We start from the raw sequence: 14,341 nt of genomic DNA on the forward strand, positions 1-14,341 counted from the left end.
AGTGGAGGTTTTTGTTTTTTATTGATTTTTAAAATCTTCGATTTCTTTTCTAATTTCTTCATATCGACTTCTCAAATCGTCTGAAATATTATTCGGGATATCTTTAATTTTCTTCAATTGTAATGAAATAAAAATCGCAAATAATCCGGTAGAAATAACCGCTAATCCTAGCCATGCAACAGCTGTTAAACCTGCTAATTGTGGTTTTGATAATAAAATAAGCGAAATAACTAATCCTACAATTGCCAAAAATAATGAAACGCCCCAATCTCTTACACCATAATTTTTTAGGTCGAAAGCATAACTAATTCCAGAAATTGATCGGAATAACACTAAGAACCCAACATAATAAGCAAAAACTTCTAAGCTTAAAATAGGATTAACAACTAACATAAATCCAACAATTGCTGTGATAATTCCATAAGTTAATGTCCAGCCCCAACTGTCAATTTCATCTTTATTTGAGATCGAAAAAACAATTTCCGAAATTCCAGAGAATAAAAAAGATACAGCAAAAAATACTGAAAGTGCAACATACGATGCTGTTGGAAATGCGAATGTATAAATTCCAAGTCCAACGAATAATAATCCAATGATTAATAAAATCCACCAATATTTGACAGAATTTTTGATTGATTTGTAAAAAGTACGAGCCATTTTGAAAAAAAATATTTAAAATTATAGACTTAAAATTAAGAAATATTCTAATTAAACCTCTATTTTTTTGTTTTTTTATAATGATTATTGATTTCTTAAAATTCAGGATTTATTTCATGCTTACTAAAAATTAAAATACTCTTAACTTTGAAGTTCGCTTAAAAAATAACGAAAATGAAGTATGGAATAGAGGCGGCTTCTATCTACGTTCCGCATATATATTTACCAATAAAAGATTTAGCAATTCAGCGCAATATTGATCCTGATAAACTTGAAATTGGTTTGGGTTTAAAGAAAATGTCAGTTTTAGATGTTCACGAAGATACAGCAACGATTGCTGCGAATGCTTTGTTGAAATTGATTACTGATTTTAATGTTAATCCAAACGAAATCGGACGAATTTATTTAGGAACAGAAAGTGCTTTGGATGGCGCAAAACCAACGGCAACTTACGCAGTTCAGTTAGTGGAATCTGTTTTGGCAAATAAATTTGGAGAACGTCCTTTCAAACACACAGATGTTGTGGATATGACGTTTGCGTGCGTGGGTGGAGTAGATGCGATGCACAATTCTATCGATTATGTTCGTGTAAATCCAGCTAAAAAGGCGATTGTAATTGCAGCAGATTATGCAAAATATGGCTTAGAATCGACGGGAGAATATACGCAAGGTGCTGGTGCAGTAGCGATGTTAATTTCAAATCAACCAGATTTGATTGCGTTTGATAATAATTGGGGAATTGGAATGGAATCTGTTTTTGATTTCTTTAAGCCTCATCAATCAACTTCTGATGCAACAATTTTGAATGCTTTAGGAACTACAAAATCTGAAATCGAAATCTTTTCTGATGAACCAATTTTCGAAGGTCAATATTCTAACGAATGTTATAAAAATAGAGTAAGAGAAGCTTATTTTAACTTTAAAGATGAGGCTAAAGTAGAAGGTAAATTGTACGAAAATTGGCGATATATTGCTTTTCACTTGCCTTATGCATTTCAAGGAAAAAGAATGTTTTCGGATGTTTTTGCGTTAGAAAATAATCAAGATAATTCGAATGATAATTTGAAAATTGTTTCAAAATCGGATGAATATAAAGCGTTAATCAAAGAAAAAGTAGAACCAACTCAACGTGCTTCTTCTGAGATCGGAAATATGTACACAGCTTCTGTTTTCACGGCATTTTTATCGGCTTTACAAGTGAGTGCTGATAATGATGAAGAGTTGAATGGAAAAACTGTTGGATTTATTGCGTATGGTTCTGGATCTAAATCAAAAGTTTTTCAAGGACAAATTGGCGAAGGTTGGAAAAATGTGATGAATAAAATGGATTTGTTCAATTATTTGAATCAAAGAGAAGCGATTTCTTTTGAACAATACCAAAATCTACACAATAAAAATCTGAAAACATCAATCAATGCTTCAAAAGGATTTGCTTTAGATCGCATTGAAACTGAAATTCCAGATTTGAAAGGTGCAAGATATTATACTTTTAAAGGATAAAATATAAAAAAATCGCTCATTTGAGCGATTTTTTTATACTATTTTCTGCTTCCATTTCCCTCGTTTAAAGAGAATAAATGCTAAAATTGCAATAAACGTTTCCGAAACAGGAATTGCTATAAAAACGCCTTCTTCTTTTAGGTTGAAATGATACGTTAATACATACGCTAATGGAATTTGGAATAACCAAAATCCAACAAAATTAATAATCGTTGGCGTCATCGTATCTCCAGCGCCGTTAAAAGCATTCATCATTACCATTCCAATTCCGTATAATAAAAAACCAGTTGCAAGAATGTACATTCCCTCTTTTGCAACGATTTTGATATGTTCTTCTGTTGTAAAAATTGAGACTAAATAATTGCTTAATCCATAGAAAATAACACTTACAATCAACATGTAAATGATGTTAAATTTCATGGTCATAAGGACTGATTTTTCTGCTTTTTCGGGATTTTTATTTCCTAAGTTTTGACCAACTAAAGTTGCCGCAGCATTGCTTAATCCCCATGCAGGTAACATAAAAAACATCATCAAACGTAAAGCAGTTTGATAACCAGATGAGGCAATTTCTCCACCAGATTGAGCAACAATTCGAGCGAGAATAATCCAACTACAACTTGCAATAATGTATTGTACAATAGCAGGAACTGCAATTTTTACAATATTGATAATGAGTTTAGATTTTGGAAGGAAATAGCTCCATTTAATTTGAATTAATGAATCTTTTTTCGTTAAACAATACAATTGATAAACCACACCACCACTTCTACCAATCGCAGTAGCTAAGGCTGCTCCTTCTAACCCCATTTCAGGAAAAAAGAACCATCCGCGAACAAGAATTGGACATAGAATAATATTGATTCCGTTGGCTAACCATAAACTTTTCATCGCAATTGCTGCATTTCCAGCTCCACGAAAAATTCCATTAATCAAGAATAATAATACAATTGATAAACAACTTGCCATCATTATTTTAGTGAAATTCTTCCCATATTCTGCGGCTTGTTCGGTTGAGCCCATCCAAATCAATAAATCTTTGGCGAATATAAACCCGAAAATACTCAACAGAATTGTAATGATAATCGATAATAAAATTGCTTGCGAAGCACTTTCCGAAGCTTTTTCGGGTTTCTTTTCACCAATTCTTCGTGCAATAATGGCAGTTGCAGCCATACTTATTCCGATTGAAATTGAATAAACAATTGTTAATAAAGATTCTGTAAGACCAACGGTTTGTATGGCGAAAGCGCTTTCTTTTAAATGTCCTACAAAATATAAATCGACCAATGCAAAGACAGATTCCATCACCATTTCGAACATCATCGGAATTGCTAATAGAAATACTGATTTTTTGATTGGTAACGCGGTTAAATCTAAGTTTTCGCTTGAAAAAGATTGTTTAATCAACGAAAAAATAGACCCAATTTTGGCTGTTAAAGACTTTTCTACAGTCATTTTTTTTGGTTTTTCAAATTAAAAATACTTGATAAATTTTTAAATCAAAATGAATTTAACGTTAAGTTGCCGCGAAGTTTTAAATATTCATTTCAATTAAAATCTGAGAGGATTTTGCGCAAAAATAAATCATTTTTTTCAATACCAATTTATCTTTTTGATTTTATTATCTTTACCAAAACAGCTATACTAAGAAGAAATGAAAAAAACTGCTTTTATTTTATTTAATGTTGCCCTTATGGTAGGAGTGAATGCACAGAGTTATAAGAAAAAGTATCCAGATACAAAAAAAATTGATCATGTTGATACGTATTTTGGAGAGAATGTACAAGATCCATATCGTTGGTTGGAAGACGATTTGTCTGAGGATACTAAGAAATGGGTGATCGAACAAAATAAAGCAACTTATGCTTATTTGAATGAAATTCCGTTACGTACACAATTGAAAAAATCGTTGACGGATATCTGGAATTACGAGAAAATTTCAACGCCTTTTAAAGAAGGAGATTATACATATTACTACAAAAATGATGGTTTACAACAACACTCTGTTTTGTACCGTAAATTAGGTGAAAACGGAACAGAAGAAATTTTCTTAGATCCGAATAAATTCTCTAAAGATGGTTCTGTTTCTTTGGCTGATGTTAGCTTTTCTAAAGATGGAAGTCTAGTTGCCTATTCTATTTCAGAAGGTGGATCAGATTGGAGAAAAGTAATTGTTCTGAACGCAAAAGACAAAACACAAGTTGGAGAAACATTGATTGATGTTAAATTCTCTGGAACAGCTTGGAAAGGAAACGACGGTTTCTATTATTCTTCTTATGATAAACCAAAAGGATCTGAATTATCAGAAAAAACAGATCAACACAAATTATATTACCACAAATTAGGAACGGCTCAGAAAAAAGATCAATTGATTTTTGGGGGAGCAGAAACACCTCGTCGCTATGTTGGTGCTTATTTGACAGATGATGAACGTTTCTTAATTATATCTGCAGCTAACACAACAACTGGAAATGAGTTGTATTATCAAGATTTGTCTCAAGTAAATAGTCCAATCAAAACGATTGTGAATAATTTTGACACAAATACTTCTGTGATTGATAATGATGGAGAGACTTTCTACATTTTTACAAATAACAAAGCTCCAAACAATAAAGTAGTTAAAGCAACTATTTCTGATTTGAGCGAAGCTGCATGGAAAACAGTTATTCCAGAAACTGAAAATGTATTATCTGTTTCTACAGGAGGAGGTTATTTATTTGCTAAATACTTAAAAGATGCAATTTCGGTTGTGGAGCAATACAAATATGATGGATCAAAAGTCCGTCAAATTACATTGCCTGGAGTTGGTTCTGCATCAGGATTTGGAGGAAAAAAATCAGAGAAAGAAATCTATTTCGGATTTTCAAATTATATCACACCTTCAACAAGTTACAAATACAATGTAGAAACGGGTTCTTCGGATGTTTACATTAAACCAAATGTGAAATTTAATTCAGATGATTATATTTCTGAACAAGTTTTTTATACGTCAAAAGATGGAACAAAAGTTCCGATGATTATTACGTATAAAAAAGGATTGAAGAAAAATGGTAAAAATCCTACAATCGTTTACGGATATGGAGGATTCAACATTAGTTTAACACCAGGATTTAGTCCAGCAACTGCAGCTTGGATTGAAAATGGTGGAGTTTACGCTGTTCCAAACTTACGTGGAGGTGGAGAATATGGTAAAAAATGGCACGATGGAGGTCGTCAATTCAATAAATTGAATGTTTTTAATGATTTCATTGCTGCTGCAGAATATTTACAGAAAAACAATTACACTTCACCAGATTTTACTGCATTATCAGGAGGATCTAATGGAGGTTTATTAGTTGGAGCAACAGAAACAATTAATCCAAAAATAGCAAAAGTAGCATTGCCTGCGGTTGGTGTTTTAGATATGTTACGTTATCATACGTTTACTGCTGGTGCAGGTTGGGGTTATGATTATGGAACAGCTGATGATAGTAAAGAAATGTTCGAGTATTTGAAAGGATATTCACCAGTTCACAATGTAAAAGAAGGAACATGTTATCCTGCTACATTAGTCACAACAGGAGATCATGATGATCGTGTAGTTCCTGCGCATTCGTACAAGTTTGCGGCTAATTTACAAGCGAAACAAGCATGTGATAATCCAGTTTTAATCAGAATTGAAACAAAAGCTGGTCACGGAGCAGGTCGTTCGACAGAAGTTGTGATCAATGAAACAGCTGATAAATATGCGTTCACTTTATGGAACATGGGAATCAAAAAATTGAAATAAAAGATTAATTCAATTCAATCAATAAACTCAAAATCCATCTGAATATTCAGGTGGATTTTTTAATTTTATCCAAAATATAATCGAATGAAAAAATTATTAACACTATTTATTTTATGCTCTACTTTTTCTTTTGGACAGTATATTAAAAAAGCAACTTTAGTTTTATCAGACGGAAAAAAAATGGAAGTTGAAGATGTTTTTTATGGAGATAAAGTTTATGAATATAAACTTAAAATGAATAAGTCTTCTAATCAAGCAATAATAAAAGAAGATGTTTCTGAAATTATTTTTGATTCTATTGATTTTATTAATAAAGTGGATCAAAATACTTATACCGAAATAAAGGATAAATATTATGAAAATGATTTACCTGAAGGTATTTATGAAACAATTGATGATTTTTATAAAAAAAATCCTTCCTCAACAAAAAAGATTGTTGGAAGAGAAGAAGGTCAAAAATATTATGATAATCCAAAAGACTTAATGGCTTTTAAATATGTTGGAAGTGATGATATTTTAAGAAATACTTTTGCAGTTGTTTACAAAGGAAATCTTTACTTAAGCATAAAAGCATCTAATAAAAACGAAGCGAAGGAAATGAAAGGTGGTTTTATGATAGATTATTCAAAAAACTATTTCTTAAAAGTAAAGTTTGCAAATTCGGATTATTTTTACAGCGAAATATCTGCTATTCCTTCAGGTGAAGCAATTACAAAAATGGCTGTAGGAAATTATTATGGAGCACCTTATAGGTTAAAATATATTTTGTATCCTTTTATTTTATTAAATAATGAACAAAAATTTTATGCTGTAAAAAACTGTAAGAGATTTAATGAATATTTTGAAAATAAATTGAATAAAAGGATTCCTTGTGAAAAGGATAATGATTTTTTAGATGATGTAAGAAAACTGATGATTTCGCAAGAATAAACAATTATAATAACCCTAAAATCCATCTGATTATTCAGGTGGATTTTTTAATTTTATCCAAAATATAATCGAATGAAAAAATTATTTACTCTACTTGCCTTATGTTCTACTTTTGTTTTTGGGCAATATATATCGAAAGCGAAAATAACTTCTAAAAGCACAAATAATTCTTTTGAAATAAGAGATGTAAAATACATTAATGATGGAAAAGGATTACAATTCAAAACAGATTTATCAAAAAATACTTTCGCGGTAGTTAGAGTAAAAGATTTCGATTTGGTTTATGATTCTGAAAATTTGTCTAAAAATATTCCTGAAATAAAAGGTGTGTTTAGCAAAGAATCTTTTAGTTATCCTGATGGAGTTTATGTGACAAAAGACGATTTTGTTTCCAAGAATGTAGAAAGTAAAGCATTTGAAATGAAGCCAAATCTTTATGCGGATTTGTTTGAACAATCGGCAGATTTGGTTAATTTTTATGATACAAAAGGAAAATTTCCTGAATTTCAACAACGAGATTATTTTGCAATTGTGCGAAATGGAGATGTTTATTTTAATGTAAAAGAGATAAAAAAGATTGCAAAAGATAAAAAAATCTTGTTAGCGAAAGAGATTCCAAACTTTGCTTATGTTAGAGTAAAAGCAGGATCAGATCATCATTTGTACATGGAATTGCCAAAATCACAACAAAATAATGGCTATTTAATGATGTTTGGAATTGCTGGAGCAATTGCTTCGACTGTTTTAGATACGAAGGATGTTCCAGAAGGTTATTCAGAAAATTATATCAATCTTGTGAAAGAAGGAATTATAACTTTTAATACAAATGATTATAAAGGAATTATTTTTGATACAAAAAATAAAGAATTTGAAATACTGTCGAAATGTTCTGATTTAAATAGTTATGTGACGAAATATAATTCAGAGTTTAATTTAGATTGTAAGGCAGATTATTCTATAGATAAACAAAGAGAAATATTAAATAACCTTTAATAAATATAAAATGAGTACAAAAACATATGCAGCGTTCAATGAAACTGATCCATTAGCGCCACACACAATAGAACGTAGACATTTACACGCGAAGGATATTTTTATCGATATCGAGTATTGTGGGGTTTGTCACAGCGATATTCACACTGCGAAAGGAGATTGGGGAAAACCAAATTATCCGGTTGTTCCTGGGCACGAAATCATTGGTCGAGTAAAAGAAGTAGGTTCTGAAGTTACGAAATTCAAAGTTGGAGATTTGGTTGGAGTAGGTTGTATGGTAGAGTCTTGTCAACATTGTCATTCTTGCGACGAAGGTTTAGAGCAGTATTGTGAAAATGGTTTTACAGGAACGTATAATTCTAAAAACTCGAAACATGGCGGAATTACTTACGGTGGTTATGCAGAAAACATTGTGGTAGAAGAAGATTTTGTGCTTCACGTACCTGAAAATATCGATGTAAAAGCTGCTGCGCCATTGTTGTGTGCGGGAATTACAACTTGGTCTCCTTTGCGTCACTGGAATGTAAAAGCGGGCGATAAAGTAGGGGTAATCGGTCTTGGAGGTTTAGGACATATGGGTGTTAAATTTGCAAAAGCAATGGGTGCACATGTTGTAATGATTACAACTTCTGAGTCGAAAGGTGAAGATGCAAAGAAACTTGGAGCTGATGAGGTTTTGATTTCGAAAGATGCAACACAAATGAAAGCGCATGCAAATTCATTCGATTTTTTATTGAATACAATCCCTGTGAAACATGATGTTAATCCATATTTACAATTATTAAAATTAGATAAAACAATGTGTATGGTGGGTGCTATTGAGCCTTTAGATGCTGTTCACGGAGGTTTATTGATTATGAAACGTCGTAATTTGGCAGGATCTTTAATTGGAGGAATCAAGGAAACACAAGAAATGTTAGATTTTTGTGGAGAACACAATATTGTATCTGATGTAGAAATGATCGATATTCAAAACATTAATACAGCTTACGAGCGAATGATGAAATCGGATGTGAAATATCGTTTTGTGATTGATATCAAATCATTGAAAGAATCTTAATTTAGATATAAAAATAAAAAAATCCGCTCATTAAGCGGATTTTTTTATTGAGTTTTCAAGTTCTATTTCGCAACAGAATCTTTTGTTGTTTCTGCTGGATTTACAGTTTTCGAAGAATCTACCGTAACTCCTTCTACAGAATCTGCCGCAGGAATTTCAGCTTTTTCAACACTTACAGAATCCTCAGCAACTGTTGTTGGCTCTCCAATACTTTTTGCCTCTTGTTTACAAGAAATTGCTGTGAAAGAAATCGCTGCAAAAGCGAATAACGCTAATTTTTTCATTTGATTTTTTTGTTTAATCTATTCTACAAATTATTTTTTCTCTGTTGTTGTAGTCGTAGTTGTTTCAACTTTTACAGGAGTTTCTTTTACAACTTCCGAATCTTTGATCACAACAGAATCTTTTCCTACAGAATCAAATTTTACTGAATCTTCGATTGTTGTAATTGTGTCATTTTTTACTTCTGTTTCAGTTTTTGTTTCTTTCGATCCAAATAAATTACAAGATGTTAAACCAAATGCAGTTCCGATTACTCCTAATACGATTACGTTTAATGCTAATTTTTTCATAACTTTAATTTTTTAAATGTTTAATTGATTTTTTGTTTTTGTTGATTTTTCAATCATTTTGTTGAACCAAAGTTAAGCTGACATCAAAGTTTTTCGAAGCAAAATAGTTGTAAGATGATTGTAATCCAATCATCGAATATTCAACAAATGTTTTACAACAAAATAAATCATTTAACAACGCATTAATAAAGAAATACAACTCAACATATCAAAAAAATTATTTTATTTGTAGTTGTATTAAAAGACAATTTGTAAAATCGAAATTATTTTACAAAATACTGAAAACCAACTTTATAAATTTTATTTTTTGAGCAAATTTACAGATATAGAAATTTTCGAAATTCTGAAAAAAACGATTTCAAATCGATTTTTAGAAGAAAATTCTGCTCAATCCGAAAATATCTCCGATTGGAAGGGGCAAGAAATTACATCTTTCCAAGACGATTTATTCAATAAAACCAGATCTACCGTTAGCGAAAAGTGGTTTTATACGTATTTTAAGTCAGATTTTAAGAAGCTTCCGCGTATTGATATGCTCAATCTTTTGGCGCAATATTGTGGATATAAAAATTGGGCACACTTTCTTAATGTTCAAAAAATAGAACATTTTGGTCCAAATAAAGCTGAAGAATCGACGATTGAAGCAACAGAAAACGAAAATTTTTCATCAGAACATATAACTCCAGAAGAATCTGAAGTAGAGATTCCAGTAGAAGTTAAACTATCAACAGAAAAAGAAATAATTCCTGCAAAAGAGGAAACTGTTAAAACAAAATCTAAGCTAAAATTGATCTCGATAATAGCTGCAGCAATTGTTTTATTGAGCGGAATTGGCGCAACTATTTATTATTCAATTTTTGGTCAGCGCGAATACGAATTTTGTTTTGTAGACTCGGACAGACAAGCTGCAATTACCAATTCTGTTGAGGTTACAATTATTAGAGATGGTTTTACACCACTTTATTTATCGACCAAAACAGGTTGTATCAAATTTGAATCGCAAAAAGATACAATCAAGATGTTTGTGAGTTCGCCTTACTATAAACAAGATACGTTTAAGGTTAATTTGCATCAATATAATCAGCCTGAAAAGCTATTGTTAGAGCCAGATGATTATAAGATTATGCTGTATTATTATTCGAATTCAGCAAAAGATTTGAAACAACGAATTTCTAAGCTAAATCAAATGATTGCGGATGATGCGTTGATTTATCAAGTGTATGACAATGATTTTTTTGGTGTAGAGATTCTTTCGAAACAACAATATATCAATTTAGTTACAATGCCTACGACGTCATTAAAGAATTTTTCTTTGATCGAATCGGAAAGGAAAAATGGAAAAATTGTGAAATTAAAATTTAAAATCCAACAAGATGAGAACGATAAGTAAAATAGTTCAGTTTAGCATGATATTGCTGATGAGTGTTTGGATGATATTTTCGTGCAAAGACGATAAATATAAAGGAGATTACAACCCAGAAGCGATAAAAGGTTACAAAAACGAGGCATCGACAGTAAGTAGTAAAATGGATTCTGTGGAAGCTGTAAATTTTATTGCAAAGCAGAAATTGCGTGAGTTTTTTGAGCTTTCGGCGTTGGCATCTAATACCAATGATACGGTTGTTGATAGCTTGTTGAGAGATCAATTGTTGTCTTATTTTCCTAAAAAAGATACGACCGAAATATTTTCGTTGTTGAGAGAGCTTCGTTCGAAAAAAGTAACATTTACTTCCGTTTCTAAATTTGCAATTTTACCAAAAGATTCGATTACACCCGATTCTATCAAGCGAATTGCGTATACAATTAATTATTTCAATTCGGATAAAAAGTTAATCGAAACCAATAATCATGTTGGTGTATTTGTGTTAAAACAAGAGCCGATCAAATTTCAACGAGAGTTTAAATTCTATTTTAGAACATTAAATGATAAAAAAGACTCGATTCAGAAAGATTCAATCCCATCTGGAGTAATACAAAAGTCAAGAGGAAAATCGCCGAAATAGGCGTCTTCAATATATTCAATAGGTCTAAAATAAGTTAGACCTATTTTTTTGGAATTAGGTCTACATCTTGCCAAAAATTTATCATAATATCCGCCACCGTATCCGACGCGATTTCCTTTTTTATCGGCAACAAACATTGGAATAAAAATAACATCAATCGCTTTAGAATCAATTTCTGAATACTGAGTGGGTTCTGGAATTTGAAGTGAATTTAATACCGTTTCGAAACCTTTTTCTACTTTACAATTAATCATATCATCGCCAACAACCAAAGGCAAAACCACCTCTTTTTGCTGTTGAAATAGCCAATTTATGATTGGATAAGTATTGATTTCGTTATTTTTTTCGATAGGTAAGAAAATATGAAATGTCTGATCTGTAGAAAAATCTAAGTGTTTGATGTGTTCAAAAATTTGATCACTCAAGTCATCCACTTCTTCTTTAGTGAATGATTTTCTCAACGTTCGGTAATATTTTCTAGCTTCAGATTTTGTCATTTCTTCGTAGTTTGATACGAAGTTAAGATCTTACTCAATAATATTATAATTTAAAGAAGTTTTTGTTTTGAGTTTATCCATTTGTTTTTTATTCGAAAAAGCATTTTTCAAAAGTTCTTTTGATAGACCTATTTTTTTAGAGAAATCGTTAAAAGTATCCTTTTTGTAATCAAATTCATCTTTCCACGTATAACCAGGTCGTATGTAACAATAGGTATAATTATAAACTAAACTTTCTACGTTTGTTGCGTTTACTAATTCATCGTAAGTTGAAGTTGCTAATAAAGTCATTTCTCTATTCTTTGATTCAGTTTTAATTTCTCTCAAAACCGAATCATAGCTATCTTTCAGGCTCGAAATATTTGTATCTTGATATTCGGTATCACCCATGCTTTTCATTGGACGAATTTGAAGAATATTTGGTTCGTATTTTCCGTATAATGAGAAAAAATCCCTTAGTTCTAAGAAATTATCTTTATTGAACGTATAATTGATTCTCAAAATAAGATTCGGATTATTTTTCTTTTCTTCATAAATTGCTTGCAGAGCTTCGTGAAATTTATCGAAAGAGGCTTTTCCCATAAAGTTTTCGTAAGCTTCTTGATGTACACCATGCAACGAAATAGTGAATTCATTCAATCCATTACCTACAAGTTCTTTTACCTTTTCTTTGGTTAACAAATTTGCATTAGTTGTAAGCGATATATAAGGAACCTTGTGCGTTTTTCCTAAAGAAACAATTTGCGCTAGATCTTTATACAAAGTAGGTTCTGTTCCACAACCAATTTGCAGTTTAAGAGCTCTGCCAAACATTTTATCAGCTAAAATTGATAAATCTTCTTTTGGAAAAATACCTTTAGTTTTCTTTACATAATTTTCATCTGTAAAATAACACATTTTGCAACGTAAATTACAAGCCATCACAGGATCAAAATTGACAGCAATATATCTTTGATTTGTTTTATGCAAAAGATACATTCCTAAAAATTTTATCCGATGATTTTTAATTAACCAATTTAATTTTAAAAGCTTGTAAACGTTCATATCTTAATAGTGTAGTTTGATTCTTACAAATATACTTTAAAACGAACGTGATGAAGAATTATTTCTTTTTCTTTGAAAGAACTTAATTGTAATTATTTTAAGAAAAATACAACAAAAATAAAACAAACGATTGCCATAAAAAGCAATAAGTTTACTGGTTTTACTTTCATTTTACTAAATATAGATTTTTTGTAAGTTTTGTGAATTCTTTTCGGTTTAGACATTTTCAATTTCATTACTAATTCTACAATACAGATGCAAATTTCTTAAAAAGGTTGCCTATAGAAAAGTTAAAAAATACAAATAACAAGTATACTTCTGTTTCTCAATTAAATAAAAAATGTTAAAAAAATGCTTTCAGATTCTGAAAGCATTTTTTTAAGTTATCAACCAAACTTTTTCATACGTTTTGCAGCTTCATCCAACCAAGGTTGATAATTGCAATGTTTTTGTATTGCTTGATAAATTCCGTTGCTATTCGGATCTTTTGGATCAAGTTCGTAAATTAATGAATTAATAAATCCATTTTTTATCGATTGACTTTTGATGTTTTCCAATAAAGCATCCGCAGAAAGACCTTGATATAATTTTTCTTGTAAGTTTGTTAAGACAATATTGCGGTAACTCTGATACGTTCTATAATCCTCGTCATTATCTAAATCGATTTCATCTAATTCTGTCAAAAAATTAACAGGTAATTGCTGAGAAGCAGGATTGTAATATGTGTACGAATCCTTGTACATGTACAACAAATTGATAAAATCGTAATTTAAATTCGTTTTTTCTGTTTTGATGAACGAAGAATTAACTTCTAATTTCTCTAAATCTTCGAAAACTTTTTGATGAAAATTTTTGATTTGATTTTTGAAATCTGGCGGAGCAAGTTTAAATAATTCGGTATGATCAGTTAAGAATTTATCCGTTTTAAAACTTTTGTCAACCAAATAATTGTTTCGATTTTTTCCTATTCCAGAGAATTTGAAATTATTCTCCAAATGTTTTAAATCTGTATTTAGAATCAAACTATCACCTGGAATCAAATAAATTGTAAATTCTTCTCGTTCTATGGAAAGTGTCTTGTAACCTTCGTCAACTAACTGAATTGTATCCGAAAAGTTTCCATCAAAATCTAAAGCAAAAGCCTTTTCACGATTATTCAATAATAGGTAAATGCTATCTGTTTGCGCATTCGCAATTCGTCCACTAAAGTAGACAAGTTCACCTTTTTCTTTTTTAGGTGAACAACTGTAAATTGTAATTAAAAGTAGTAGGAGAAATCTCCACAACGTCTTCATTTTCATGTTTCTCTCTGC

General features: G+C 30.8%; 14 protein-coding genes. 7 read left to right on the forward strand and 7 right to left on the reverse strand.

From position 1 onward, the window contains the following. Positions 1-18: 18 nt before the first annotated feature. The gene (locus tag B2217_RS12150; RefSeq protein ID WP_180905610.1) at positions 19-657 is read right to left on the reverse strand and encodes an HdeD family acid-resistance protein; all 639 of its coding nucleotides are present in this window, start codon (positions 655-657) and stop codon (positions 19-21) included. A 174-nt stretch (positions 658-831) separates the two neighbouring features. Here B2217_RS12150 and B2217_RS12155 point away from each other — a divergent pair, with 174 nt between their 5' ends. Then, positions 832-2,157, forward strand: a complete 1,326-nt coding sequence (locus B2217_RS12155; protein WP_280045881.1) for a hydroxymethylglutaryl-CoA synthase family protein — start codon at positions 832-834, stop codon at positions 2,155-2,157. Between the two features lie 33 nt (positions 2,158-2,190). Here the strand turns inward: B2217_RS12155 and B2217_RS12160 are convergent, their stop codons facing one another. Then, positions 2,191-3,615: an MATE family efflux transporter gene (locus tag B2217_RS12160; RefSeq protein WP_180905612.1), complete on the reverse strand. Its 1,425-nt coding sequence runs from the start codon at positions 3,613-3,615 to the stop codon at positions 2,191-2,193. 199 nt (positions 3,616-3,814) lie between these two features. On the opposite strand from B2217_RS12160, the gene B2217_RS12165 reads away from it, so the two are divergent. The 4 genes from B2217_RS12165 to B2217_RS12180 all read left to right on the forward strand — a co-directional run bounded on the left by B2217_RS12165 (position 3,815) and on the right by B2217_RS12180 (position 8,912). Beyond that, entirely contained in the window at positions 3,815-5,929 is a 2,115-nt protein-coding gene (locus B2217_RS12165; RefSeq protein WP_180905613.1) for a prolyl oligopeptidase family serine peptidase, read from the forward strand. A gap of 84 nt (positions 5,930-6,013) precedes the next feature. Then, complete coding sequence (locus B2217_RS12170; RefSeq protein WP_180905614.1) at positions 6,014-6,859, forward strand: hypothetical protein; 846 nt, start codon at positions 6,014-6,016, stop codon at positions 6,857-6,859. Positions 6,860-6,931: 72 nt separating this feature from the next. Continuing rightward, complete coding sequence (locus B2217_RS12175) at positions 6,932-7,852, forward strand: hypothetical protein (RefSeq protein WP_180905615.1); 921 nt, start codon at positions 6,932-6,934, stop codon at positions 7,850-7,852. Positions 7,853-7,862: 10 nt separating this feature from the next. Further along, positions 7,863-8,912, forward strand: coding sequence for an NAD(P)-dependent alcohol dehydrogenase (locus B2217_RS12180; protein WP_180905616.1), 1,050 nt, complete (start codon positions 7,863-7,865; stop codon positions 8,910-8,912). Between the two features lie 62 nt (positions 8,913-8,974). On the opposite strand, the gene B2217_RS12185 is transcribed toward B2217_RS12180, so the two are convergent. Then, the gene (locus tag B2217_RS12185) at positions 8,975-9,196 is read right to left on the reverse strand and encodes a hypothetical protein (protein WP_180905617.1); all 222 of its coding nucleotides are present in this window, start codon (positions 9,194-9,196) and stop codon (positions 8,975-8,977) included. 30 nt (positions 9,197-9,226) lie between these two features. Then, on the reverse strand, positions 9,227-9,484 hold the full coding sequence (locus B2217_RS12190) for a hypothetical protein (RefSeq protein ID WP_180905618.1): 258 nt from the start codon (positions 9,482-9,484) through the stop codon (positions 9,227-9,229). 307 nt (positions 9,485-9,791) lie between these two features. On the opposite strand from B2217_RS12190, the gene B2217_RS12195 reads away from it, so the two are divergent. Together B2217_RS12195 and B2217_RS12200 are read left to right on the forward strand one after the other, a co-directional pair. Next, a complete protein-coding gene (locus B2217_RS12195; protein ID WP_180905619.1) occupies positions 9,792-10,874 on the forward strand; it encodes a hypothetical protein in 1,083 nt (360 codons plus the stop codon). Beyond that, entirely contained in the window at positions 10,858-11,487 is a 630-nt protein-coding gene (locus tag B2217_RS12200; RefSeq protein ID WP_280045880.1) for a hypothetical protein, read from the forward strand. The genes B2217_RS12195 and B2217_RS12200 overlap by 17 nt, the downstream gene beginning before the upstream one ends. Here B2217_RS12200 and B2217_RS12205 read toward each other — a convergent pair. The 3 genes from B2217_RS12205 to B2217_RS12215 all read right to left on the reverse strand — a co-directional run bounded on the left by B2217_RS12205 (position 11,427) and on the right by B2217_RS12215 (position 14,329). After that, entirely contained in the window at positions 11,427-11,984 is a 558-nt protein-coding gene (locus B2217_RS12205) for a 5-formyltetrahydrofolate cyclo-ligase (protein WP_280045879.1), read from the reverse strand. The two genes, B2217_RS12200 and B2217_RS12205, sit on opposite strands and share 61 nt — an antisense overlap. A gap of 30 nt (positions 11,985-12,014) precedes the next feature. Next, entirely contained in the window at positions 12,015-12,962 is a 948-nt protein-coding gene (locus B2217_RS12210) for a radical SAM protein (protein ID WP_244957992.1), read from the reverse strand. A 452-nt stretch (positions 12,963-13,414) separates the two neighbouring features. After that, positions 13,415-14,329, reverse strand: coding sequence for a hypothetical protein (locus B2217_RS12215; RefSeq protein ID WP_180905623.1), 915 nt, complete (start codon positions 14,327-14,329; stop codon positions 13,415-13,417). Positions 14,330-14,341: the final 12 nt, after the last annotated feature.

The sequence above is a fragment of the Empedobacter sp. UBA7620 genome (assembly GCF_002484185.1).
Lineage (GTDB): Bacteria > Bacteroidota > Bacteroidia > Flavobacteriales > Weeksellaceae > Empedobacter > Empedobacter falsenii_C.

Bases quoted from the DNA above. Each gene is read 5' to 3' on its own strand.
- B2217_RS12155 (WP_280045881.1), top strand. From the start codon at position 832: ATGAAGTATGGAATAGAGGCGGCTTCTATCTACGTTCCGCATATATAT.
- B2217_RS12175 (WP_180905615.1), top strand. From the start codon at position 6,932: ATGAAAAAATTATTTACTCTACTTGCCTTATGTTCTACTTTTGTTTTT.
- B2217_RS12180 (WP_180905616.1), top strand. From the start codon at position 7,863: ATGAGTACAAAAACATATGCAGCGTTCAATGAAACTGATCCATTAGCG.
- B2217_RS12185 (WP_180905617.1), bottom strand. From the start codon at position 9,196: ATGAAAAAATTAGCGTTATTCGCTTTTGCAGCGATTTCTTTCACAGCA.
- B2217_RS12210 (WP_244957992.1), bottom strand. From the start codon at position 12,962: ATGTATCTTTTGCATAAAACAAATCAAAGATATATTGCTGTCAATTTT.
- B2217_RS12150 (WP_180905610.1), bottom strand. From the start codon at position 657: ATGGCTCGTACTTTTTACAAATCAATCAAAAATTCTGTCAAATATTGG.
- B2217_RS12205 (WP_280045879.1), bottom strand. From the start codon at position 11,984: ATGACAAAATCTGAAGCTAGAAAATATTACCGAACGTTGAGAAAATCA.
- B2217_RS12170 (WP_180905614.1), top strand. From the start codon at position 6,014: ATGAAAAAATTATTAACACTATTTATTTTATGCTCTACTTTTTCTTTT.
- B2217_RS12165 (WP_180905613.1), top strand. From the start codon at position 3,815: ATGAAAAAAACTGCTTTTATTTTATTTAATGTTGCCCTTATGGTAGGA.
- B2217_RS12190 (WP_180905618.1), bottom strand. From the start codon at position 9,484: ATGAAAAAATTAGCATTAAACGTAATCGTATTAGGAGTAATCGGAACT.
- B2217_RS12215 (WP_180905623.1), bottom strand. From the start codon at position 14,329: ATGAAAATGAAGACGTTGTGGAGATTTCTCCTACTACTTTTAATTACA.
- B2217_RS12160 (WP_180905612.1), bottom strand. From the start codon at position 3,615: ATGACTGTAGAAAAGTCTTTAACAGCCAAAATTGGGTCTATTTTTTCG.
- B2217_RS12200 (WP_280045880.1), top strand. From the start codon at position 10,858: ATGAGAACGATAAGTAAAATAGTTCAGTTTAGCATGATATTGCTGATG.